Origin of the sequence: Moraxella sp. RCAD0137, from assembly GCF_002894025.1 — a bacterium.
In the GTDB taxonomy this organism is placed as follows: Bacteria; Pseudomonadota; Gammaproteobacteria; order Pseudomonadales; family Moraxellaceae; genus Moraxella; species Moraxella porci.
The window spans coordinates 120,803-143,655 of sequence record NZ_LTCC01000003.1; the positions used below are offsets into that span (position 1 = coordinate 120,803).

The 22,853-nt window shown below is 46.9% G+C and carries 22 protein-coding genes and 1 pseudogene; 12 read left to right on the forward strand and 11 right to left on the reverse strand.

The features are described 5' to 3' along the window. Positions 1–326: 326 nt before the first annotated feature. The gene (locus AZ602_RS04105) at positions 327–860 is read right to left on the reverse strand and encodes a hypothetical protein (RefSeq protein ID WP_103033815.1); all 534 of its coding nucleotides are present in this window, start codon (positions 858–860) and stop codon (positions 327–329) included. Positions 861–1,140: 280 nt separating this feature from the next. On the opposite strand from AZ602_RS04105, the gene AZ602_RS04110 reads away from it, so the two are divergent. Beyond that, positions 1,141–1,818, forward strand: coding sequence for a CHAP domain-containing protein (locus tag AZ602_RS04110; protein WP_103033816.1), 678 nt, complete (start codon positions 1,141–1,143; stop codon positions 1,816–1,818). Positions 1,819–1,925: 107 nt separating this feature from the next. Here the strand turns inward: AZ602_RS04110 and AZ602_RS04115 are convergent, their stop codons facing one another. The 3 genes from AZ602_RS04115 to AZ602_RS04125 form a co-directional block, all read right to left on the reverse strand. Beyond that, positions 1,926–2,399, reverse strand: a complete 474-nt coding sequence (locus AZ602_RS04115; RefSeq protein ID WP_103033817.1) for a hypothetical protein — start codon at positions 2,397–2,399, stop codon at positions 1,926–1,928. An 82-nt stretch (positions 2,400–2,481) separates the two neighbouring features. Next, positions 2,482–3,132, reverse strand: coding sequence for a hypothetical protein (locus AZ602_RS04120; RefSeq protein ID WP_146025220.1), 651 nt, complete (start codon positions 3,130–3,132; stop codon positions 2,482–2,484). Positions 3,133–3,143: 11 nt separating this feature from the next. Then, positions 3,144–3,461, reverse strand: coding sequence for a YhbY family RNA-binding protein (locus AZ602_RS04125; RefSeq protein WP_103033819.1), 318 nt, complete (start codon positions 3,459–3,461; stop codon positions 3,144–3,146). Between the two features lie 141 nt (positions 3,462–3,602). Between AZ602_RS04125 and AZ602_RS04130 the strand changes: the two genes are divergently transcribed. From AZ602_RS04130 to AZ602_RS04140, 3 genes are all read left to right on the forward strand, one after another. Continuing rightward, the gene (locus AZ602_RS04130) at positions 3,603–4,235 is read left to right on the forward strand and encodes an RlmE family RNA methyltransferase (RefSeq protein ID WP_103033882.1); all 633 of its coding nucleotides are present in this window, start codon (positions 3,603–3,605) and stop codon (positions 4,233–4,235) included. A gap of 114 nt (positions 4,236–4,349) precedes the next feature. Continuing rightward, the gene (gene ftsH, locus AZ602_RS04135; RefSeq protein ID WP_103033820.1) at positions 4,350–6,245 is read left to right on the forward strand and encodes an ATP-dependent zinc metalloprotease FtsH; all 1,896 of its coding nucleotides are present in this window, start codon (positions 4,350–4,352) and stop codon (positions 6,243–6,245) included. Between the two features lie 175 nt (positions 6,246–6,420). Continuing rightward, entirely contained in the window at positions 6,421–7,197 is a 777-nt protein-coding gene (locus AZ602_RS04140; protein WP_103033821.1) for a 1-acyl-sn-glycerol-3-phosphate acyltransferase, read from the forward strand. An 83-nt stretch (positions 7,198–7,280) separates the two neighbouring features. Here AZ602_RS04140 and AZ602_RS04145 read toward each other — a convergent pair whose 3' ends face one another. Beyond that, positions 7,281–9,641, reverse strand: coding sequence for a penicillin-binding protein 1A (locus tag AZ602_RS04145; protein ID WP_103033822.1), 2,361 nt, complete (start codon positions 9,639–9,641; stop codon positions 7,281–7,283). A gap of 244 nt (positions 9,642–9,885) precedes the next feature. Between AZ602_RS04145 and AZ602_RS10290 the strand changes: the two genes are divergently transcribed. The 6 genes and pseudogenes from AZ602_RS10290 to gdhA all read left to right on the forward strand — a co-directional run bounded on the left by AZ602_RS10290 (position 9,886) and on the right by gdhA (position 15,588). Further along, positions 9,886–10,008, forward strand: coding sequence for a pyrimidine dimer DNA glycosylase/endonuclease V (locus tag AZ602_RS10290; protein ID WP_255409063.1), 123 nt, complete (start codon positions 9,886–9,888; stop codon positions 10,006–10,008). 47 nt (positions 10,009–10,055) lie between these two features. Continuing rightward, a pseudogene (locus AZ602_RS10395) lies at positions 10,056–10,100 on the forward strand (hypothetical protein); the annotation flags it as partial. 3 nt (positions 10,101–10,103) lie between these two features. Then, entirely contained in the window at positions 10,104–10,370 is a 267-nt protein-coding gene (locus AZ602_RS10295) for a hypothetical protein (RefSeq protein ID WP_255409064.1), read from the forward strand. Between the two features lie 45 nt (positions 10,371–10,415). Further along, complete coding sequence (htpG, locus tag AZ602_RS04155) at positions 10,416–12,362, forward strand: molecular chaperone HtpG (protein WP_199174082.1); 1,947 nt, start codon at positions 10,416–10,418, stop codon at positions 12,360–12,362. A gap of 167 nt (positions 12,363–12,529) precedes the next feature. Beyond that, entirely contained in the window at positions 12,530–13,957 is a 1,428-nt protein-coding gene (locus tag AZ602_RS04160; RefSeq protein ID WP_103033824.1) for a C13 family peptidase, read from the forward strand. Between the two features lie 290 nt (positions 13,958–14,247). Further along, positions 14,248–15,588, forward strand: a complete 1,341-nt coding sequence (gdhA, locus tag AZ602_RS04165; RefSeq protein ID WP_103033825.1) for an NADP-specific glutamate dehydrogenase — start codon at positions 14,248–14,250, stop codon at positions 15,586–15,588. Positions 15,589–15,649: 61 nt separating this feature from the next. On the opposite strand, the gene AZ602_RS10195 is transcribed toward gdhA, so the two are convergent. Further along, complete coding sequence (locus AZ602_RS10195; protein WP_227525167.1) at positions 15,650–15,907, reverse strand: hypothetical protein; 258 nt, start codon at positions 15,905–15,907, stop codon at positions 15,650–15,652. 174 nt (positions 15,908–16,081) lie between these two features. Here AZ602_RS10195 and AZ602_RS04175 point away from each other — a divergent pair, with 174 nt between their 5' ends. Further along, positions 16,082–16,366: a hypothetical protein gene (locus AZ602_RS04175; RefSeq protein WP_103033827.1), complete on the forward strand. Its 285-nt coding sequence runs from the start codon at positions 16,082–16,084 to the stop codon at positions 16,364–16,366. Here AZ602_RS04175 and AZ602_RS04180 read toward each other — a convergent pair. The 4 genes from AZ602_RS04180 to AZ602_RS04195 form a co-directional block, all read right to left on the reverse strand. Then, positions 16,363–17,178 carry a sulfite exporter TauE/SafE family protein gene (locus AZ602_RS04180; RefSeq protein ID WP_103033828.1) on the reverse strand — a complete coding sequence of 272 codons (816 nt, stop codon included), beginning with the start codon at positions 17,176–17,178 and terminating at the stop codon, positions 16,363–16,365. The two genes, AZ602_RS04175 and AZ602_RS04180, sit on opposite strands and share 4 nt — an antisense overlap. Before the next feature lie 2 nt (positions 17,179–17,180). Then, positions 17,181–17,363 carry a cbb3-type cytochrome oxidase assembly protein CcoS gene (gene ccoS / locus AZ602_RS04185; RefSeq protein ID WP_078317437.1) on the reverse strand — a complete coding sequence of 61 codons (183 nt, stop codon included), beginning with the start codon at positions 17,361–17,363 and terminating at the stop codon, positions 17,181–17,183. Positions 17,364–17,442: 79 nt separating this feature from the next. Beyond that, a complete protein-coding gene (locus AZ602_RS04190; RefSeq protein WP_103033829.1) occupies positions 17,443–18,936 on the reverse strand; it encodes a protein adenylyltransferase SelO family protein in 1,494 nt (497 codons plus the stop codon). Positions 18,937–19,055: 119 nt separating this feature from the next. Continuing rightward, positions 19,056–20,234, reverse strand: a complete 1,179-nt coding sequence (locus AZ602_RS04195; RefSeq protein WP_103033830.1) for a fatty acid desaturase — start codon at positions 20,232–20,234, stop codon at positions 19,056–19,058. 419 nt (positions 20,235–20,653) lie between these two features. Between AZ602_RS04195 and AZ602_RS04200 the strand changes: the two genes are divergently transcribed. After that, entirely contained in the window at positions 20,654–21,382 is a 729-nt protein-coding gene (locus AZ602_RS04200) for a TetR/AcrR family transcriptional regulator (protein WP_199174083.1), read from the forward strand. A gap of 79 nt (positions 21,383–21,461) precedes the next feature. On the opposite strand, the gene AZ602_RS04205 is transcribed toward AZ602_RS04200, so the two are convergent. Continuing rightward, the gene (locus AZ602_RS04205) at positions 21,462–22,850 is read right to left on the reverse strand and encodes an APC family permease (protein WP_078317435.1); all 1,389 of its coding nucleotides are present in this window, start codon (positions 22,848–22,850) and stop codon (positions 21,462–21,464) included. Positions 22,851–22,853: the final 3 nt, after the last annotated feature.

The following is a 22,853-nucleotide window of genomic DNA, read 5'->3' on the forward strand; positions in this document are numbered from 1 at the left end:
CGCACTAAGCCCAGCGAATGATTTTGCTGGGCTTATTTGCTAAATGGATCATCGCTGGATGAAGTTTTAATTGGATAAACCCTTGTTTACGATAAGGCTTTGATTGGCAATGGTTGGCATAGAGAGGTAATTGTGCAATTATGCCGATGGCTTATTTTTGAATGATTAACATGCAAATACCACTATTGGCTGTTTGATCATAAAAAATTGCAGGTCAAATACGGTAAATTTACAAAAGTTTACAAAACTTAGCAGTTTTTTACGGTTTACATGATAAAAATAACCGTAAACTGCATCGTTTTATTTATCAATATAAATTTAATAAATTATTGATTATTTTTAGATGATGGGTTGCTTAGCCTAGCCAAAGCTTGCTTTAGGCGTGTATTTTGGGTGACAAACTCGGCATTTTGTGCTATTATTTGCCTTGTGTTTTCGCTTAGGGTCTTTTTAGTACCGTCTGGGCGAGTCTCTGATTGCAGCAAATTTGGCGATAAAATCACCTTAATTGACTGTAACTGACAAAAACGCTGATCATAAGCGCGTAAAGCTTGAACACAATTCTCCATCACATATCGCGCGTGATTGGCAGCAGTCGCAGAACCCATACTCAGGGTGATCTCGACTGGCGAAACATGCACTACATAACAGTCATTCAACAGTGCTTCAGTGAATAATTCTGCTAAAGCCTGACGAACCAGCTGAGTGTGTGCCATCAAAAACTGATATTTTGAGGACAGATGTTTCGGTAATGCAGCTCCAGCCGCAGCTTGTTTTTCGATGAGTGTGGCAAGATGGTTTGGCTTCTGCTGTTTGGCAAGCAGATCATTAATCGGGGCGGTTTTTGTTGAATCAGACATGGCTCACCTAAATGATAAATTGACCTATGGACATGGTGTCCAAGAGCAAGTGTATCACGCCTAAGAGAAAAGTGGTAATTTCTTTGATGTTTAGACATTGGGATATTGCCAGTTTTCTAGTGCACTAAGGATGTGTGCTGTGTGCCACGCGCTTTAATCAAAACCAAACAAACAACACAAGCAAAGCGACGCAATGGGGCTGATCATCCATAATTTACTGTCGGATGAGCGATGCGCCTGCATCAAGCCAAAGCAAACTTTGGGCGTGTGAGGAATCTAAATGAAACAAGTATTTTGGCTGCTGTCAGCCCTAGGACTGACATTTGCACAATCGAGTGCAGCACAAAGTGCCTATTCAAATAGCTCTACCCAAATCAGCTATACTGCCAGTATTCCAGATGACATCGATAGTGTAATTAACAGCCTAATCGCAAGCAGCTCAAATACACCATCTCAAGTTTATCTTCAGGCCAGTAATAGCAGCACACTTCAAAATTTCAGCGCCAATTTCCAATCGCCAATTACTGCAGTCGAGCGCCTAACCAGTAACAGCGCTCCAAGTATCGCTGCGTCTTCGGCGTCGCGTGCGGCTTTGAGTCGTAGCATCGGTCGCTGTGCTTTATATGTTCGCCGTGCGCTACAGGCCGCAGGTTACAGCTTCACCCCACAGGCATCTGCCTATCAATATGCCAATGGCACTTTGGCCAGTGCAGGATTTGTCAAATTGAACAACGATAACTATGTCCCACAAGTGGGCGATGTTGCCGTATTTAATCGCACAGCCAAAAATCCTCATGGTCATATCCAGATCTATGATGGCAATCAATGGGTATCAGATTTTCGCCAACCAAAATTCAGCCCATACAGCCAACATAATGGCTATACCGTATGGCGCGATGCACGCTATAATGACGCATCGGCAAATACAGGCACCATGCTTGCATTGAACGATCGTTAATCGCTGATCGTCCACAAAAAAAGCCCAGTCTTAGCTGGGCTTTATGCTATCTATCCATAGCGCATGGCGACAGAGGCTATCAAATATGGATGATGGCTGGTAATGAGTTACAAATAATCGGATTCTTCTAGGCAGCTGGCGGTCACAGATAAAAACGAATCACCATTACTATAAATATCAGAGATCATCAGCTTGCCGTTTTGTTTGATAAATTCAAACTGTACCACATTAATTGGAGAATTGGCCTCCGATCTAAAGCGGGTCTCTACATTGCCATTTTTGAGTACTTTATAAGTCGCTGAGCGCGTCACACGGCTTTGGGAATAATCTTGGCCGCCGACCATATCCCAAGGGGCACAGCTGATGTAATCATCTCTTTCGGCGACGGCATCGGCATAATTGGCGACACGCTTCAACTGAGGCGAGGCATGTTTTTCGATGGTGGTGTGTCGATTATCAAGTTTGGTGATAACTTGTTTGACGATCGCGGTTTTGCGCTGATTGTCGGTGGTGTTGGCGTGCGCGATGCAGGGCAAAACTAGAATACTTGAGAGAGCAAGTGCTAAAACTGGGGCTTTCATTGGCTATCCTTAAAAATCTATGGAGTTTTTATTATAACATACTTGATAACAATCACCAGTAGATTTTTCGCTGATTTGGTATCTATTCTTCAGCAGTTCGATAATCCAGTCGCTGCCAATATGCCGCATGATGAAAATCAGGCGGCGCGGCATGTTGATGCGCATAATATACTGGCACAGCCTCACCATCGATGATCGGGTATAATATCACAGCAGGATTAACATTTAGGCCTTGCGCCAACCACTGCGTCTGTAAGCCTTGCTCAAACAGCGGTGAGATTTCTACAGCAAAATACAGATGATGGTCATCAGCATCGACAAAGCTTTGCAAAGCATAATCCTGACTTGCCACAGGCGGCATGGTCGGTGGCGTGCGATAAGCATCAAACTGATAAATGTTAAATTCGCCAGTCAAATTGGCATTCACCTCAAGATAGGCCGTCTCATCGACGCGCTGAATAAAGCACTCAAAACAGTCTTTTTGCCATAGATAATCAGTACGGATTGGCTTTAATTCCCCTGATCGAGCCTGCAAATGTGCGCTTGCAGCTGTTTTTTCGACTATAAAGCTCAGCTGCAACACCTCTTCGCTGCCAGAAATATGCGCAGTGATCTGTGGTGGCTCAATCTGATGTGCCAGATGCGCAAAATCGCCATCAATGACAGCGATTAAGGGAAAAGTGCGCATCGCATCTATCGCACGATGTCTAAATAATGCCTGATGCACAGTCATCGATACAGCCATCAAAAACCAAAACGGCTTAGGTTGGACAGCTTGACATTCGGCTCAGGATTGGCGCGCAATAGCAGTACCATGCGGCCGATGTGATGAATCACCTCAGACTCAGTGGCTTCGGCGATGGCATTGGCGCACTCTTTGCGCTCATCGGCAGATCCTGCTGGGATTTTGATTTTGATCAATTCATGGTCATGCAAGGCGCGTGCCACTTCTTCGATCAGCGTTGGCGTCAGACCATTGGCACCGACGATGACGATGGGGCTTAGCTGATGGCCGATGCCGCGTAGTGCTTTGATGTCTTGTAATTTTGCTTTTTTGCTCATAAAAATTCCAAATTTGCTTAATATTAAGCGGACGATAGAAATAATTACACTATTATAGCAGAATTTCACCAAATTTGCTGTCAATGATGGTAAACTAATTGATTGGATGCAACTTGATTGATTGAGGTGACACAAAGCGTCATGGCAACGAGAATTAAAAATAAAAAGCTGTCAAAATCCAGCCGCGCTTGGATGAAAGAGCATATTGATGATTTTTATGTACAAAAAGCCCAAAAAGAAGGCTATCGCGCTCGCGCTGCTTATAAATTAATCGAGATCAACGAAAAAACAGGCCTTATCAAAAAAGGCATGACCGTCGTCGATCTTGGTGCTGCGCCAGGCAGTTGGTCACAGGTGGCAGGGCAGCTGGTGGGTGATTCAGGCACGCTGATCGCCTCTGACATTTTGCCGATGGATACGCTTGAGAATGTTACCTTTATCCAAGGTGATTTTCGCGAAGAGGCGGTATTTAACCAAATCATGGATGAAGTCGGCGGCAGGCGCGTGGATGTGGTGCTGTCAGATATGGCACCAAACACCTCGGGCATGGCAGCAGTGGATCAGCCGCGCATGATGTATCTGTGTGAGCTGGCGGTGGATTTTGCGCTAAAAGTACTGCCTGATGGCGGAGCGCTGATCATGAAAGTGTTTCAAGGCGAGGGTTCTCAAGAGCTGCGAGCGCAGATGCAAAAGCAATTTAGCAAAATCAAAAGCATCAAACCTGCTGCTTCACGCCCGCGCTCAAAAGAGATGTTTTGGGTGGCGATCAAATAATCATTGAAGTGATGATTACACTTGAAATTGCGAATTTTAACAACATATACACTAAACTAGCATTGGGCGCGTTGCCCAATATCCCTAACTAAGGATGAGAAAAGTTTGAGCGACATGGTAAAGAATACCTTATTGTGGCTGGTGATTATCGCCATCGTGGTTGCGATTTTTAGCAATCTGGATAATCGTAACGCCGATGCCGATACGATGAATTATTCGGCATTTGTGACAGCAGTTTCGCAAGGCGAGATTAAAGATGTCAAAATCACAGGCGAAGAAATTACTGGCACCAAGGTGAATGGTTCTGAATTTGAGACTATTCGCCCTGAAATTACAGATAACGAGTTGATGCCACTACTGCGCGAGCATAATGTCGAAGTGCAAGGCACGCTGCCTGAGCGCCAAGGTGTCGGCATGCAGCTGTTGATGGCGGCATTTCCGATCCTATTGATCGTCGGTTTGTTTTGGCTGATTATGCGTGGCATGTCTGGCGGCGGTGCTGGCGGTGGCGGCGGCATGGGTGGCCGTAACCCGATGAGTTTTGGTAAGTCCAAAGCCAAAATGCTGTCAGAAGATCAGGTAAAAGTCACCTTTGCTGATGTCGCTGGTGTTGAAGAATCTAAGCAGGAAGTTGCTGAGATTGTCGATTTTCTAAAAGATCCAAGCAAGTTCACCAAGCTTGGTGCGACCATTCCGCGTGGCGTGCTGATGGTGGGCCCACCGGGTACGGGTAAGACATTGCTTGCCAAAGCCATCGCTGGTGAAGCAAAAGTGCCGTTTTTCTCGATTTCAGGTTCAGATTTCGTTGAGATGTTCGTCGGTGTCGGTGCATCGCGTGTCCGTGATATGTTCGAACAAGCCAAGAAAAATGCGCCATGCATCATCTTTATTGATGAGATTGATGCTGTCGGTCGCCATCGTGGTAGCGGCATGGGCGGCGGTCACGATGAGCGTGAACAGACGCTAAACCAGCTGCTTGTCGAGATGGATGGCTTTGAGGGCAATGATGGCGTTATCGTCATCGCCGCGACCAACCGTGTCGATGTGCTGGATAAAGCGCTGCTCCGTCCGGGTCGTTTTGACCGTCAAGTGTCGGTCGGCTTACCTGATATCAAGGGTCGTGAGCAGATCTTAAATGTGCATCTTAAAAAACTGCCTGCTACCGTGGGTGTCGATGTCAATGCTTTGGCTCGCGGCACGCCGGGATTCAGTGGCGCTCAGTTAGCCAACCTAGTCAATGAAGCTGCGCTATTTGCTGCACGCCGCAACAAAAGCAGCGTGGATATGAATGACTTTGAGGACGCCAAAGATAAGCTGTACATGGGGCCTGAGCGCAAATCGATGGTGCTACGCGAAGAAGAGCGCCGCGCGACCGCTTACCATGAAGCTGGCCATGCCCTCGTCGCTGAGCTGCTGCCAGGTACTGATCCCGTACATAAAGTGACCATCATGCCGCGTGGCTGGGCTTTGGGTGTGACTTGGCAGCTGCCTGAACAAGATGCTGTCAGCAATTATAAAGACAAGATGCTAAACGAGATCTCGATTTTATTTGGCGGTCGTATCGCTGAAGAGATTTTTGTCGATCGCAAATCAACTGGCGCATCCAATGACTTTGAGCGCGCGACCAAGATGGCTCGTGCGATGGTCACACGCTACGGCATGTCGGATGCGATGGGTGTGATGGTCTATGAAGCCGAAGAGCATGGCGGTTATTTTGGTGGCAGTACTCGCACCATCTCAGAGGCCACACAGCAAAAGGTCGATGATGAGATCCGTCATATTCTTGAAGCGCAGTACGATGTGGCGTACAAGCTGATTGATGAAAATCATGACAAAATGCACGCAATGGTCGATGCGCTGATGAAGTGGGAAACCATCGATCGTGAGCAGCTATTACAGATCATGGCAGGTGAGACACCGCGTGAGCCTAAGGATTATCAATTAAGCAGCAGCACGCCTGTGAGCGAGCCTGTCGATGATGATGCTTTGCCACCACCGTTGCCAGTGTGATGCAACCTAAGACCCCAAAAGCGTTTCTTTTGGGGTTTTTTATCGGCTTCCTGACTTGCTATGAATGTCAAAAAAAACGATGTGATGGTTTAGTTTATAATCGTACACCAAAATGCTTGATTTTTTTTGAGTTTGGGTTTAGTCTGTACAACAAAATTTCACAACAAGGTATGCTATGGCAAATTTTATCCGCAATCAATTTCATCGCAGCAAGGCGGCATTTGGCTTGACCAGTACTTTATTGAATGGCTTTCAGATGGCTTATCAAGCAGGCGCCTTTAATCCCAAGACTTCGCGCAGTACCTTGACGCCATATATTCAAAAGTTCTGCCGAAAAATGGCAGGATCTTTTGGGGTGGAGGTCGTACAAGTTGAGCCTGTGCCACAGCGACATGGGCTGTGGGTGAGCAATCATATTTCTTGGCTGGATATTCCTGTGGTGGGGAGTGTGGCACCCGTGTTTTTCTTATCCAAAGCTGAGATTGGCGAGTGGCCGATTTTTGGACGCTTGGCAAAGGCGGGTGGTACGCTGTTCATTCAGCGTGGATCGGGAGATGCAGGCTCAGTCAGTGATCAGATCGCAAATTTCTTAGAAGAAGGATCATCGGTGGTATTTTTTCCAGAGGCCACGACGACAGATGGCAAGCAGATTAAGAAGATTTATGGCAAGCTGCTGAAAGCCGCGATCGATACAGGGCTGCCGATTTGCCCGATGGTGATCGCGTATGTCGATAAAGAGGGTAAGCTGTCGGATGAGGCGGCATATTATGGCGAGCGGACGATGGCTCAGAGCCTAAAATCGGTGGCAGACGCCAAAGGGATCACTGCTTATGTGCTGCCATTGGCGCCGATTTATCCAGATGGGCATGATCAGCGTACACTGACCACGCTGCTACAAAGTGCGATGGAGGAAGGTCTGGCAGATCTGCACAGCCGTGTACTGACTGCTTAATGTCTACAGATGGTCGGTTATCGACTTTTAAAAATCAGCCCCAAATGCCAAGCGGAATTTGGGGCTGAAATTTATGAGCAGCTTTAGTCTTTGAGATCGACGACGCGCTGAGTGGCCTTGACAGCCTTTGAACGGTCTTCTTTACTCACCCATTGAGATGGCGTACCACGCAGTTCTTGACGCATGAAATCCACCCAGATCGGCAATGCAGCAACACCGCCGTACTCGCTATTACCCAGCGTCGATGGTGTATCAAAACCGACCCAGACCACAGCGACATTGGTCGGATGAAAGCCTGCAAACCAAGCATCTTTAGCAAGGTTGGTGGTACCTGTTTTACCGCCGACATCGCCACGACCCAATGCGCGGGCACGACGACCTGTACCGCTGGTGATGACTTCGCGCATCATGTTCGAGACATTATAGGCGGTCTCATGAGACAAGACGCGAGGCGCTTGGATGGCTGCTTGATATTGTGGCGCGGCTTTTGGATGCAGACGGTCGCCAGCAGGCGTGCCAGCTGTGGCAGTCGGCATCTGTGCTTGAGCTTCTGTGAATGATTCGACAAGTGCAGCGTTGGTTTGGCTTAGGCTTTCATTAAAGCAAAGCGCGCACGCTTGCATCGGATTGGCTTGGTAGATGATGTCATTGCCAAAATCATAAATGCGCTCGATGAAATAGGGCTGAATGCGATGGCCGCCATTGACGATGGTGGCAAATCCTGTCGCCATTTGTAGCGGTGTAGCATCTGCTGCGCCCAGCGCCAGAGCCAGTGTCGATGGCATGCGTTCCATCTCAAGACCGCCCATGGCATTCATCAGATGACGCGTCTCATCGATGCCAGCTGAGCGCAGTAGGCGAATCGCTGGCGTGTTACGAGACAAGGCCAATGCACGGCGCAGCGTCATATCACCCGTGTAGCGACCATCGGCATTCTTAGGCTGCCAGCTACCGACACGGATCGCAGCATCTGATACCAGGCTGTCTGGCGTGTGCTTGCCGCTTTCAAGGGCGGCTGCATAGACGAAGGGCTTGATGATCGAACCTGGCTGGCGATAACCTTGAATGGCGCGGTTAAATTTACTGTGGTTAAAATGAAATCCACCCACCACGGCACGCAGGGCACCATTTTCAGGATCAAGTGAAATCAGCGCACCTTGCACCTCTGGAATCGGCTCAAGCTTCCATGAAGTGCGTGCTTCATTGGTCGGTTTGATGCGTACGATATTGCCGACTTTGACCATTTGATGAGCGTTGCTGTAGCCACCACCGACACGGTTGGCGCTGTAGTAACGGCGCGCCCAGCTCATGCCCGACCATGGAATCAGTACAGTTTCGCCTGATTGTAATTGCGCCTCAAAGCTTGAGTCATTGACCTTGGTGACTTTGGCTGGATAAATGTTATCAAAATTTTTGCGCCCAGCCAGTTCGCCTTCCTCAGCCTCGACACCGCGCCAGCCATGGCGACGATCATAGCTACGAAGACCCTCGACCACCGCGGCATCTGCTGCCAGCTGTGATTCACTATCTACTGTGGTCTGTACGCGCCAGCCAGAATCCATCACTGCCTCGCCATAACGCTCCACCAAAGATGAGCGAGCCATCTCTGCCAGATAAGGCATGTTTAGATCCAGTTGCTCTTCATAAAGATTGAGATTCAAAGGCTCAGCGATCGCTGCGTCGCGTTCGGCTGCGCTTATAAAGCCCTCTTCATGCATACGGCCGATGATCCAGTTGCGACGCTCCATCGCGCGTTCTGGATTCACCACAGGGTTATAGGCCGATGGCGCTTTTGGCAAGCCTGCGATCATCGCCATCTGAGCGATGCTAAGGTCATCGAGACTCTTGGAATAATAGCGTCTGGCGGCCGCTTGGATGCCGTAAGTGCCTTCGCCTAGATAGATTTTATTGACATATAAAGTCAAGATCTGATTTTTGGTCAATTCATTTTCGATCTTACGCGCGATAAACAGCTCGGTCAGCTTTCGATCGATGGTGCGTTCAGGGCTCAAAAAGTAGTTTTTTGCCACCTGCATGGTGATAGTCGAACCGCCCGTTTGGGTGTCGTTATCAGTGACAACCTCAGTCAAAGCACGACCCATGCCCTTGACGCTGATGCCGGTGTGTTCAAAGAAGGTGTCATCTTCAGCAGCCAAAAATGCATGAATCATATGCTGCGGAATCTGCTCAAAAGTCACTGGCAGCGACATTTTGTTGCCATATTGTCCGATCAGCTTTTGATCTGATGTATAGATTTGCAGCGGCATCTCAAACTTGGCATTGTCAATATTCTCAACATCTGGCAAAGTCGGCTCAAGATACATCGCCATCCCATAAAAGCCAATCGGAAAGGCAAGAATCAAAATCGCAAGAAACGCCAAAACACCCAAAATCAGCTTGGATAAAATGGCAATAAATGACGCAGAAAAAGTGGTATTAGACATAAAAATTGTGCTTGCTATAGACCTAGAGAGCTATTTTACTAGGTTGTGGGGACAATAGCTAGTTTTTTTATTGATAATTAAGTGCTGCTTTGTAGGTGGATTCTTGTTTATTTTTGGTAATAAAAGCAGGCTTTTGACCCTAAGCTTGTATTATTTGCCCCAATATTTTAATTATAAGCAGCGTTATTTTGGCTTTTTGATGTATCTGTTGTATGATTGAGATTTATGACACTGTATATTTGCCATGACTCGTATCAATCTGATTGACCCAAAAGCACTCACCGATCAGCACCTTTTCGCCGAATATCGTGAAATCACCCGTATCTTTGGGCGGGTGCAGACGGCACTTGCCAAATATCCTGCCTAAAGCGTACTTGCCAAATTCCACCATCGTATCGACTGGGTACAGGCCATGTGCTGTTCTTTTATGACAAATTAGCGTTTATCCAAAGGCGTTATTTTATGCTAAAAGACGAAGTATTGGCACGCGGCTTTAATATCACGCCAAAAGACAGTATCGCCATGTTTCAAAAGTGTCTGCCCGAGCGATTTTATGGCGATTATCAGCCGACGATGGACGCGATGGCGTTATCAGTCCAAAGGCTGATTGACAAAATCCATGCCAAGCCAAATTGGTATCGGCGACACGGTGAGGTCATTGATGATCAGGCGTATTGTGATGAGCTGTTGGCATTTGCTCAAAATCCAGTCAATACTAAACGCTCTTGAAAATTTTCCCAGCATCCCTATTTTTCTTAAAATCAAATCAGCTAAATGGAGAAAATTATGACCACCACTAATCATCATTTTGAAGCCGAAGTTGCCGAGCTTCTACACCTAGTGACACATTCACTGTATTCAAACGCGGACATCTTTGTGCGTGAATTGGTATCAAACGCCTCAGACGCCTGCGACAAATTACGCTTTTTGGCGACAAGCGATGATAGCCTGTATGAGAATGATGGCGAGCTTGCGATCAAGATTGACATCGATCAAGATGCCAAAACCATCACCATCAGCGATAACGGCATCGGTATGAATCAAGCAGATGCCATCGAGCATTTGGGTACGATTGCCAAATCAGGCACCAAGGCATTTTTGGAGAAACTCTCTGACAGCGACAAAAAAGACGGCAATCTGATTGGTCAGTTTGGCGTAGGCTTTTATTCAGGCTTTATTGTCGCCGACAAAATCACTGTCGAAAGCCGAAAAGCTGGCGAAGCGGCCGATCAAGGTGTACGCTGGGTATCAGATGGCACAGGTTCATTCACCACTGAGACCATCACCAAAGACAGCCGTGGCACGAGCATCACTTTGCACCTAAAAGATGAGTACGCAGGTGGCGGTGAAGATACCACCAATTATCTGGATCGCCACACCATCAAGTCACTGGTGAATAAATACTCAGACCACATCAGCTTGCCGATTCAGATGCGTAAACAAGAATGGCAAGATGAGCTTGATGACAATGGCGAAGTGGTCGCAGGCAAGGGTGAATACATCACCACCGATGAGTATGAGACCATCAACCAAGCCAATGCTCTGTGGACACGCAGCCCAAGTGACATCAGCGATGATGAGTATAACGAGTTTTATAAAAATCTCAGCTATGACTACACAGATCCATTAGCCCATACGCACAACCGTGTCGAAGGCCGTGTACAGTACACTCAGCTTTTATACATTCCAAAAAAAGCACCGTTTGATCTGTATGCCCGTGAGCAACAGCGTGGGCTTAAGCTCTATGTCAAGCGTGTGTTTATCATGGAAGATGCCGAGCAGCTACTGCCGATGTATCTACGCTTTGTCAAGGGCGTGATTGATACCGCTGACCTACCACTCAATGTCAGCCGTGAAATCCTGCAAGAATCTCGTGATGTCAAGGCGATCCGTGATGGTAACGCACGCCGTGTGCTGACTCTTTTGGCAAGCCTTGCCAATAGCGAAGATGCGGATAAGCAAAGCAAATTTAAAGAGTTTTATCAAGAATTTGGCGATGTGCTAAAAGAAGGCTTGGGCGAAGATCAATCTAACCAAGAGCGTATCGCTAAGCTGCTTCGCTATGCCACGAGCCAAAATGACGCCATCGAGACTGGCTTTGCTGACTATAAGGCACGCATGAAAGACGGTCAAAAGGCGATTTATTATCTGACAGCGGATAACTTGGCAGCTGCCAAAAACAGCCCGCAGCTTGAACTATTTAATAAAAAAGGCATCGAAGTAATTCTAATGACCGCTCGTGTCGATGAGTGGGCGATGAACTTCTTGCATGAGTTTGATGGCACACCGCTACAAAATATCGCTAAAGGTGCGGTGGATTTGGGTGAGCTAACTGACGAAGCCGAAAAACAAGAGGCTAAGCAAGCCGAAGAAACTCTAAAACCTGTGGTGGATAAGCTTAAGACCGCCCTAGGTGAGCGCGCCAAAGATGTGCGAGTCTCTAGCCGTCTGGTGGATAGTCCTGCCTGTCTTGTGGTCGGTGATGGTGAGCTGTCCCCGCAGATGGTGCAGATGCTCAAAGCAATGGGGCAGCCTGTGCCTGATGTTAAGCCAACACTTGAGATCAACCCAACCCATCCGCTGATTACCAAGCTTGAGAGCAGTGCTGAGTTTGATGATCTTGCCCAAGTCATCTTTGATCAAGCACTATTGGCAGATGGTGGACAGCTTGATGACCCAGCAGGGTATCTCAAGCGCGTCAATAAGCTTTTGATGAAATAATCAAGCTTTTGAGAGTCGATCTGTGGCGTAAACCTTGTTACGCGATTATCGTGGATGGTTTATGCCATTTTTAAATAATATCGGTTCATATAAAAAATTTTTTTCACTTTTCTAATGGCATTATGCTACAATAATTGCCAATTTTATCCCAAAAATTCGAGAGCTGAATGCGTTTTATCTCCAATTTTTTCTCAAATCTGGGCGCGTCCTTATGGATGCTTGTGGGTAGTACTCGAGCATTTAATTTGGTTAAGCCTACTTTTGCTCAATTTAGCTGCTTTTTGGTGGTGGCGCTATCGGCGAATATTTTATTTGCTTGGCTGGCCGCCCCTGATCAGAGCTATTTTAATGAGCAAGGACTCATCAGTTATCTCGTCTGGCCAGTGATCATCGTAGCAGCAGGCATCATCATCGCCCAGCGATCAGTAAACTATGCATTGTTGTTTGTGCCTGCGATCTTGTGGCTGGCGGCAGATACTTTGCTGGTGCTATTTCAAAGCGGCATTCAGTTTTTAGAAAATCAAGGTCTGTTACCTTTTTGGTTGCACAGCATATTGCCAACGCTGTTTTTGTTGCTGTTCGTGTGGCAGACGACGGCGCTGTTGTTGATTTTTGCCAAGCGCTTCGGTTGGCCGTGGTGGGAGCAGCTACTGATGCTGATCGCCACCATTGCACTGCTTGTCGTGTGGCAAAAAAACACCATCAATCAACCAATTTTTAAGACCGATGAAGTGGCAGTGATGCTTGATGAGGCCGCGTTTTATGAGCAGTCCGAGCTTTTGACGCGAGCGCTCGATGGCATCTCTGAGCATCAAGCAGGGCGACATGAGTGGTATTTTTTGGGTGTGGCAAGTTATGCCGAGCAAGATGTCTTTATGAGCGAGATCTTGCAAACCAAGCAGCTGTTCGATGGACGATTTAATACCGCGGGGCGATCTGTGGCGCTAATCAATAACCCTGCAACTTGGGGAGAGTATCCGATTGCCACGCGTACCAGCATTGAGCATAGCTTGGCGCGCATGGGTGAGCGCATGGATGCTGATGAAGATGTGCTATTTTTGGCGCTAAGCTCGCATGGTTCGGTGGATGAAAATGGCACCCCGATGGGTGAGCTTGCGGTGAGCAATCCGCCGATGAATCTGCGCCAGATTGATCCATTTTGGCTGCGTACTGCGCTGGACAAATCCGGCATCCGCTGGCGAGTCATCGTGATCTCAGCATGCTATTCTGGCACCTTTATCAATGCGCTAAAAGATCCTTATACCATGATCATCACTGCTTCTAAGGCAGACAATGCCTCGTTTGGCTGCACCGATGATGCTGACATGACCTACTTTGGCCGCGCCTTTTTCTCAGAAAGTCTGCGCCAAAATAATGGCTTGATGGAGGCGTTTTATGATGCTGCACCAAAAATCAAAGAGCGCGAGATTTTGATGGGCTTTAAGCCATCCGAGCCACAGTTGGTGATCGGTGAGGTGATGCAGTTGGCATTGCCTGAACTTCAAAAGGCGCTGTTTGAACATCACAAAAATCCGCAGATCACGCTCCCTTATGGGCTGATCAATAAGCCCGTAGAAGAAGCACCAACGCCTTAACTGGTTGATGGCTTGGATCAGTATTGCAAAGAGTAAATTAGCCGCTTGGATAAGTGGCTTTTTTATTTTGATAAATTTAGCGTTAAATAATAATTTTGTTACCGCCTATTTTGCCAAAAACCCCAATTATTTGCCAAAATCGCTTGTAATTTAGCCGAAAGTTGGGTATATTGCATTTACTTATGATGTGAAAAGTTTTTGTGATTTATCTGTGAGTCCATCGATGGTATCAGCAGACGATCATCGGTTTTGTATCATAGTCAAACTTCCACCAACCTTAAGGGATTTTTATGAGTATTCAATCTGCCGTCGAGCAAGTCCAAAAAAATTATGCACATCAGCCTGAGTTCATTCAGGCGGTTCAAGAAGTCGCCATGACCATTGAGCAGGTTTATGCCGACAATCCTAAGTTTGCAGAACTAAAAGTCTTTGAGCGCCTATGCGAACCAGATCGCATCATCAGCTTCCGTGTAAACTGGGAAAATGACAAAGGCGAAGTGCAGGTGAACCGCGGCTGGCGTGTGCAATTTAGCAATGCCATCGGCCCATACAAAGGTGGCTTGCGTTTCCATCCTACGGTCAATGAAGGCGTGCTAAAATTCCTAGGCTTTGAGCAAATCTTCAAAAATGCCCTAACTGGCCTACCAATGGGTGGTGGTAAAGGCGGCTCAGACTTTGATCCAAAAGGCAAATCAGACGCCGAAATTCGCCGTTTTTGCTATGCATTCATGCGTGAATTGCACAAAAATATCGGCAAAGATATGGACGTACCAGCTGGCGACATCGGTGTCGGCGGCCGTGAAGTGAACTATATGTTCGCGATGTACAAAAACTTAACTCGTGAATATGAAGGCGTCTTGACTGGTAAGGGCGTGGGCTTTGGTGGCTCTTTGATCCGTACCGAAGCGACAGGCTATGGCTTGGTGTATTTCTTGGATAATATGCTAAAAGCTAACGAAGATAGCTTGGTTGGCAAGACCGTCCTAGTATCAGGCGCGGGCAATGTGGCACAGTATGCCGCTGAAAAAGCATTGCAATTGGGCGGTAAGGTGATTACTTTTTCTGACTCTCAAGGCACTTTGCATGATGCTGATGGCTTCACCCAAGAAAAAATTGACTGGGTAAAAGCACAAAAAGACGCTCGCAAACCACTGTCTGACTATGTATCAGTCTTTGGCGGTGAGTGGCTGGCAGGTGAAAAGCCTTGGAAATTCACTGCTGATATCGCTCTACCATGTGCTACCCAAAACGAAGTGAACGAAGATGAAGCGCGCCAAATGGTCGCAAATGGCATCAAATATGTCGCAGAAGGTGCGAATATGCCACTGACTGCCGAAGCCATTGATGTCGTGCGTGATAATGGCATCTCTTATGCACCAGGTAAAGCTGCTAATGCTGGCGGTGTCGCGGTGTCTGGTCTTGAGATGAGCCAAAACTCAGTGCGTCAATACAAGTCATTCGCTGAGCTTGACGAAAAACTACAAAACATCATGAAAAATATCCATGATAACTCTCGAGCAGCTGCCGAAAAATACGGCACGACCAAAGGCACGATCGACTATATGACTGGTGCCAATGTCGCAGGCTTTACCCAAGTGGCAAATGCTTTGGTGGCTTATGGTATCTTATAATCCATAAGTCCAAGTCTGTCGCACCCCAAAGGTTTTGATAATCTTTGGGGTGTTTTTATGGTTAATTATTTGTTCTGATAGCGATTTTAAAAAAACTATCATATTGCTTGAGATTAGCTGAGATATGGTATAAGATAAAATTATCAGCCAAAATGCACTTTACTAACATTTTTTCAGCAAGAATGGTTATGAATAAGATTTTAGCAGTTGCTTTATCGGCTACCCTATCATTACTTAGCATCGGCTGCACAACCACACAGCCGATCTCCCAAACCATACCCGAACCTATCGCACCTATGCCAAGCCAGTTAAAACGCATATTATGTATTATTGGGTGCATTCTCCCGACTTTGGTCAAATGCTGACAACGATATCTGGACAGTTTTATTGGCAGGATTATTGCTTGTATTTGCTAAATAGAGAAGGTAAATTTGTCCCTACATTCCCCGAACTGCCCAAAGATGCGGTTTATTGGAATGAGTAGGATAAAACCTTGACCATGACCAATAAAGATAGACCGCCCAAGCAGTTTACTTTTAAGATGGGTGATGTGATTTATACCAATGGTAGAATTATTGATAAGAAAAATATCGATATGAATAATAAAAGTCCCGAAATTCAAAAATGCCTTGCGTCGGCATCAGGTATAGCAGAGCTTGGCACGATTGATATCGAAAAATATGATCTATCGGATAAGCGACAAGCTGTGATTGGCAAAATAGTAAACTTTAGTGTAAAAAAATACCCCAATTTTGACAAACTGGGGTGTTTATTTTAATGATGTGTATGCTGACTATGGTCAGTATGGGTGCTGTGATTGGTATGATTGCTATGGCTGTCAGTATCAGCACTGTGCATTTGGGTGCTATGCGCATCATGAGAGCTGTGTGCGCCATGACCACCGTGTATCGCCTGCATGATCGGTGCGCTAAAGGCGATGGCTAGCCCTGAGATGAGCATCACCACACCGCTGAATTTACGCAGATTAAAGGCGGTAATCTTAGAGCGCAGCCAAGCAATCAGCGAACCAGTTGCCAAGAGCATCGGTAAAGTCCCAAGCCAAAAAAATACCATGAAGCCAGTCGCTGCAAGGCCAATGCTCTGATCTGCTGATAGACTAAGTGCCACACCCAGCGCACCATAGACAAGACCGCAAGGCAAAAATCCCCACAATAAGCCTGCCGCCAATGCCTTTGGTAGATTATCCATCGGCAACACCTTGCTACGGATCGGCGCAAGGGCATTCCACAGCCCCAGACCTGCTTTTTCTAGGCGATTGAGCATCGGCAAGCCAAGCATCAAAAGCGCAGCAAAGATCAGAGCGCCACCGAGCAGGTATTTTGGGATATTGCCATTGGCCATCAAGGGCGCAAAGATGTGCTTACCGATGGTGGCAGCCATTAAGCCCAAAATCAGATAGCTGCCGAGGCGGCCTAGGTGATAGCCTGCCATCAGCAAGGCTTTTTTGGTGGGGTGTTGGTCTTGCATCGACAGTCCAAATGCCGCCACGATGCCACCGCACATTCCAAGGCAGTGCGGCGAACCCAAAAAACCCATGCTAAGCGCAGCAAAAATCAAAACAGCGGTCATAATCAGTCCTTGGGCTTGGGAGAGGTTTGGGCTTTGCGGCGAGCTTGACGATCGTCAAGGATGATCTGTTCGGGGGCGTTATCCAAATCTTCAAATTGATTGGATTTGACCGCATAATAAATCGCCCAAATCGCCACCACAAACAGCATCAAACTCAAAGGAATCAGCAGATAAATACTGAGCATAATACGCTCCAGCTAAAAATACTTTATTTTACCAAAATTCCCCAATCTATAAAAGGATTTTATTTGGCAGCCCTGCCCATTAAGACAGGCAGCTGACCGCGACCTGCTGATCAGTGCTGGCAGGTGTGATGTCAGACCTTGTGGCAGCAGGGTGTATTTGATAAGGTTTACTTAATATTTCAAATAGTCTTTCTACTTCGCTAAAGTCATCATTGAGCGCATGATCGATTGCCAGATGAGCCATGTGGTTTCGTAGAATGTACACGGGATTGTGCTGGCTAAGCGTGTCAAGCACCGCGTGTGTGCCTGAAGCTTGCACCAGTGTGCGATAGCGCGCCAACCATGACTGCCAAGCATCTTCTGCTTGTGCTAGGCTGTTGTGCAGCGTCGTAAGTAACTGACACTCGTGGGTATAATCCTGCTGATGATCCATCATCTGTGCCACCACAGCAATCAGTGCGCGAAAGGTGTTGGTATAATCCAGTTGATGAGATCTCATCAAATCCAGCAGCTCATAGCCGAGCGCCGTGACCTCATCAGTAGCTCGAGTAAAACCAAGTTTATGCGCCAGACCTTGATGATAGGTATCTTGCAGAGCTGTTTCATAATGACTCAACGCATCATCAATGGCATCGGGCATTATGCCAATGCGCTCAAGGCGCTTAAACACCGTCGCCAAATTCCAGTAGCCGATCATTGGCTGATTTTGATAAGTATATCGGCCAGTGTGATCAGAATGATTGTTGATCCAAGCAGGATCAAAGCGCTCCATAAAGCCAAAAGGTCCAAAGTCGAGCGTCGTGCCAGTGATGTTTAGATTGTCGGTATTCATCACCCCATGGCTAAAGCCAATCAGCTGCCATTTAGCGATCATGCGCGCGGTATTGATGGCGATTTGGCTGAGTAGTGCAGGGATGTTTGCTGTATTGGTTGTGTCATCGTACAGCTCTGGATAGTAGCTTTGGGTGATGTTATTGATAAAATTGGCTAAATAATCGGGTGCATACATCGCCACCCATTCAATATGCCCAAGCCTGACATGGCAGTCGCTGACACGCAGTAAGGCCGCGGCGCGCTCCATCTGATAGCGCTGAATGGGTGTATCAGACACCACAAAGCCAATCGCATCAGATGAGGCAATGCCCAGATGATTTAGTGCATGACCACACAGATATTCACGCACGGTGCTGGCGATCATTGCTCGCCCATCGCCACGACGAGAATACGGCGTGCGTCCTGCACCCTTTAAATGCAGATCTGTCAGTCGTCCATCATTCAATAGCTGTGCGATCAACAGACCGCGACCATCGCCAAGCTGTCCTGCCCACTGCCCAAATTGATGCCCAGCATAGGCCATCGCGATCGGCTGCAGTCCATGTGGACTTAGATTTGTCAGTGGCGACAGTCGCCCGCTGATGATATCTTGCCAATCCTGATCACTCAGACGGCTCAGCCCAAGTTTGTCAATTAATGCACGATTGAGTCCGCCAAGCTTAGGATTTTCAAGCGGATTGGGTGTGATGTGGCGATAAAGGCGATCGTCATGTTTGTGATAATCAAAGATAAATTTCATGATGGCTTGCTAAAAAGACTAAATATGCAAGCCAGTGTAGCACATTTTGCTAAGTGGTGTACAAAAGAAAAACCCTTTATCCAAGTTTGGATAAAGGGTGGAGAAAAAGTGTCACTCACTTAAGCAGCTTTACCTTTTAGCTGCATAAATGCCTTCTCGATGCGTTTACTTTGATCAAAGATCTTTTGTTCGACTTGAGCAAATTGTGCTTTTAATTTCTCATCAGCCTCGTGCAGACGATCGGCAAATTCCGCGCGTTTTAGCTCGATGGCCTCAGCTTTTAGGGCGTGCCATTCTTCGACAGTTTTAGTAAATTCGTCGTATTCGGCACTGATGCGTTCTTTGAAGGCAGCCAGTCGTTCATCTAAGCTGGGTTCGCCCCCTTTTGCGATGCGTTCTTGGGCACGCTTAAATTGCATGGTCACCTCAGCGTGCTTGATGGTCAAGTCATCGACTTTTTTGAGATTCTCAGCCAAGCCAATTTTTGACAAAATGGCGATAAACCACTTGGTCGGGTCGTATTGCCACCATTTGACACCATTGCGATAGTCGTATTGGAAATAGTGATGGTAGTTGTGATAACCCTCACCCCAAGTAAAAATCGCCAACACGCCATTGTCTCGTGCGGTATTGGTATCAGTATAAGGACGCGTGCCGATCATGTGGCACAGTGAGTTAATAAAGAAAGTAAAGTGATGTGTCAACACCAAGCGCAATAGGCCTGCGATCAAAAATGTCCCAAGCATGTCACCAGTGATCAAGCCTGCAATGCCGACGACGACAAGGTTGGTCGCCACCACCCAAAAGCCGTAGTATTTATGCTGCAAGGTGAGCAGTTTGTCTTTTTTTAGGTCGGGGATATTTTTGTAATCGTACTGACCGCTGGGATATTTGCGCAGCATCCAATCCATATGACTGAACCAAAAACCACGGCGCGCCGAATACGGATCTTCATACTCATCATCGACATGGCGATGGTGAGTGCGATGACCTGAACACCAATCAAAGGCAGAGCTTTGGACCGCCAAGGTCGCCCCAAGTAGCAAGAAATATTTGACAATCGGATGGGCTTCATAGGCCTTATGCGACCACAGTCGATGATAGCCTGCGGTGATTGACAAACCTGTCCACGCCATAAAAAACGCAAAGGCGGTCCAGACGGCAGGGTTGACGCCATGCGTCCATAGATACCAAGGCACCAAAATGATGGCAAGCAGCGGCGTGGATAAAAGCACAATGGCAGGCACCCAGTTGATGGGTGGATTTTCAAAGGCTTTTGGGTTTCGTTCAATGCTCATAAACCAAAATTATCCTATATAAAAGAGCAAAACTGGCAGACTTAAAATAAGTTTGCAATATCAATAAAAAACATTCCAAAAACTTATAAAATCACTGCATCAGCACCTGCTAAGAGTCAGTATTTTAAAGGCTTTGGTAAGATTTTTTATTACCAAATTATCCTAACATAAAAGCTTTTAAAAGTGAACAATTATTCACAAAAAATATCGGCGAAATTGTAACAACTGCAACGATGGCTTGCTGTTTGGTATCTGAGATGATTTGACCGTTATGAGCCAGATTTTTTTGTGAATAAATGTCTATACAGTATAAAAAAATTCACCAATGCGAACGGGTTTTGATATAATTTGCCAACTGATAGTTATTTTATGCCTCGATCCAAAATGGACTTGAGCATTTTTATCATTAAGGGTGAACAATGAGTAATCGCAAGCAGCAGTTTGAACTGCGAGAGATGCGTATTTTGCAGACGGCTGAGCAGCTGCTGTTGGAATCTGGTGAGGGGGATTTGACCTTGGACAGTCTGGCACTCACTTTGGATTTGGCAAAAGGGACTTTATATAAGCATTTTTCCAGCAAAGATGAGCTGTTGATGCGCATTTTAATCGACTATGAAAAACGCAAGCTGGATATGATCGTCGTCGAAGATGGCGCAGGCGCAGGCGTGGCACGGCTGGTGCTGCAGCTTCTAAACCTACCTCATCGCGCGATTTTGTTTAACCACATCGAAGAGCGCTTGTCCTCGACAGCATCAGGGCTAAATAAGATGTTCGCTGAGCTGTACAGCATCCGCCGTGAACGCATGGTGCGCATGTCAAAAATCGTTCAGTTATACCTATCCGAGCAAGACAGCGTGATGAACATTCGTGATTATATGGCGACTTTATATGCTGTGGGTCAGGGCGGAGCTAGCCTGCTAAACTCAAGCTTTTATCAGCGCTACTTGGGCAGCCGAGACACGCTAAAGACCGCTTTGGTGCGTCAGATGCTGGATTTGCCGCGTCTGTATCCAAGGGTTGATGGCATCAGTAGCGACAGCGAGGTACGCGATCGGCTGATGAATGCCAGTCATGATATGAGCGAGGAGGAGATCCGAGAGATCGCTGAGGCCATCGGTCAGGTGATTCGCCCAGCGATGGCAGGTTAATCACTTTAAAGGCCTTTGATGTTAAGCCAACAAAAAATATCCCAAGCCAAGACTTGGGATATTTTTTTGTGAAGTTGGATTATACATCTTCTTCTTTATATTGCGGGACAGGTGCTTTAAAGCCGCGAGTCTTAATGCCAAGCCAGATAAAGCCAATGGCTGCCCAGAATAGGCCGACTTTAAAAGTGGTGCTATCCACTTCTAGCCACATTAAGAATACGCTGATAAAGCCTGCTACTGGGACGATGATGTAGCTGAGTACATCGCCAGCGGTTTTGACCATCTTGTTGCGGAATACATAATGGAACAGCACCGAGATGTTCACAAAGCTAAATGCGGTCAATGCACCAAAGCTGATTAGGTTTACGACTGCTTCTAGGCTGATAAAGCCAGCAGTCAATGCCACAGCGCCAGCAATTAGGATGTTATTGACTGGAGTGAACAGTTTTGGATGAATTTGACCAAAAATATTCTTGCTGATGACGCCATCGCGACCCATCACATACATTAGGCGAGAAACACCTGCGTGCGCTGAGATCCCTGATGCCATCACAGTGATGATCGCAAAGCCCAACACGACCGCTTTAAATACTGCGCCACCTACTGCCTCTAGAATCTCAGGCTGTGTCTCATCCACCAGCTCAAAATAGGTGCTTGGATGATTTGGGAAATACAGCTGCATAAAGTAAGTACTGATGATAAACACGATACCTGCGATCAGCGTAGTTAGGATCATCGCTTTTGGCAATGTGTTTTTGGCATCTTTGGTTTCTTCAGCCAGTGTCGATAGTGCATCAAAGCCTGTGAATGAGAAACACAAAATCGTCGCACCAGTAATCAGGGCGGTCACTGAAGTCATGCTGTCCCAAAATGGTGCCATGCTCCATAGGTGGTAAGCGTTCTCAGGGCTGATGATACCGTCAGCGTTTTGACCTGCTGATAGGGCGTCATAAGTCAAGAACACAAACACCGCGATCACTGCAAGCTGTACAAATACGATCCAGCTGTTAAAATACGCCACCACTTTTGAGCCGAACAAGTTGATGCCTGTCATAATTGCCGTCAAGCCAATGACCCATACCCAGTGGTTCACCGCAGGAAATAGCGCCTCAAGATAAATCACAGCCAAAATGATATTGACCAGCGGTGATAGCAGATAGTCAAGCCAGCTTGACCAACCGACCATAAAGCCCATGCTTGGGTTGATTGATTTTTGGGTATAAGTATAAGCCGAACCTGATGAAGGATAAGCGCGAATCATATGGCCATAGCTGATCGAGGTCAACAAAATGGCAATCAAGGCAAACAGGTAAGACATCGGCACATGACCGCCACTGTCTCGAGAGACCATGCCAAAGGTATCTAGCAGGGTCATCGGCTGGATATAAGCAAGGCCGATGATGATGACATGCCAAAGACCCAGATTTCGCTGCAGGCGAGCGACATTAGTAGTAGGTGAAGTATTCAACGA

Bases quoted from the DNA above. Each gene is read 5' to 3' on its own strand.
- AZ602_RS04190 (WP_103033829.1), bottom strand. From the start codon at position 18,936: ATGAAATTTATCTTTGATTATCACAAACATGACGATCGCCTTTATCGC.
- AZ602_RS04200 (WP_199174083.1), top strand. From the start codon at position 20,654: ATGAGTAATCGCAAGCAGCAGTTTGAACTGCGAGAGATGCGTATTTTG.
- AZ602_RS04180 (WP_103033828.1), bottom strand. From the start codon at position 17,178: ATGACCGCTGTTTTGATTTTTGCTGCGCTTAGCATGGGTTTTTTGGGT.
- AZ602_RS04130 (WP_103033882.1), top strand. From the start codon at position 3,603: ATGGCAACGAGAATTAAAAATAAAAAGCTGTCAAAATCCAGCCGCGCT.
- AZ602_RS10295 (WP_255409064.1), top strand. From the start codon at position 10,104: ATGCTAAAAGACGAAGTATTGGCACGCGGCTTTAATATCACGCCAAAA.
- AZ602_RS04145 (WP_103033822.1), bottom strand. From the start codon at position 9,641: ATGTCTAATACCACTTTTTCTGCGTCATTTATTGCCATTTTATCCAAG.
- ftsH (WP_103033820.1), top strand. From the start codon at position 4,350: ATGGTAAAGAATACCTTATTGTGGCTGGTGATTATCGCCATCGTGGTT.
- AZ602_RS04160 (WP_103033824.1), top strand. From the start codon at position 12,530: ATGCGTTTTATCTCCAATTTTTTCTCAAATCTGGGCGCGTCCTTATGG.
- AZ602_RS04105 (WP_103033815.1), bottom strand. From the start codon at position 860: ATGTCTGATTCAACAAAAACCGCCCCGATTAATGATCTGCTTGCCAAA.
- AZ602_RS10195 (WP_227525167.1), bottom strand. From the start codon at position 15,907: ATGCGTTTTAACTGGCTTGGCATAGGTGCGATAGGTTCGGGTATGGTT.
- htpG (WP_199174082.1), top strand. From the start codon at position 10,416: ATGGAGAAAATTATGACCACCACTAATCATCATTTTGAAGCCGAAGTT.
- AZ602_RS04110 (WP_103033816.1), top strand. From the start codon at position 1,141: ATGAAACAAGTATTTTGGCTGCTGTCAGCCCTAGGACTGACATTTGCA.
- gdhA (WP_103033825.1), top strand. From the start codon at position 14,248: ATGAGTATTCAATCTGCCGTCGAGCAAGTCCAAAAAAATTATGCACAT.
- AZ602_RS10290 (WP_255409063.1), top strand. From the start codon at position 9,886: ATGACTCGTATCAATCTGATTGACCCAAAAGCACTCACCGATCAGCAC.
- AZ602_RS04115 (WP_103033817.1), bottom strand. From the start codon at position 2,399: ATGAAAGCCCCAGTTTTAGCACTTGCTCTCTCAAGTATTCTAGTTTTG.
- AZ602_RS04195 (WP_103033830.1), bottom strand. From the start codon at position 20,234: ATGAGCATTGAACGAAACCCAAAAGCCTTTGAAAATCCACCCATCAAC.
- AZ602_RS04120 (WP_146025220.1), bottom strand. From the start codon at position 3,132: ATGACTGTGCATCAGGCATTATTTAGACATCGTGCGATAGATGCGATG.
- AZ602_RS04140 (WP_103033821.1), top strand. From the start codon at position 6,421: ATGGCAAATTTTATCCGCAATCAATTTCATCGCAGCAAGGCGGCATTT.
- ccoS (WP_078317437.1), bottom strand. From the start codon at position 17,363: ATGCTCAGTATTTATCTGCTGATTCCTTTGAGTTTGATGCTGTTTGTG.
- AZ602_RS04125 (WP_103033819.1), bottom strand. From the start codon at position 3,461: ATGAGCAAAAAAGCAAAATTACAAGACATCAAAGCACTACGCGGCATC.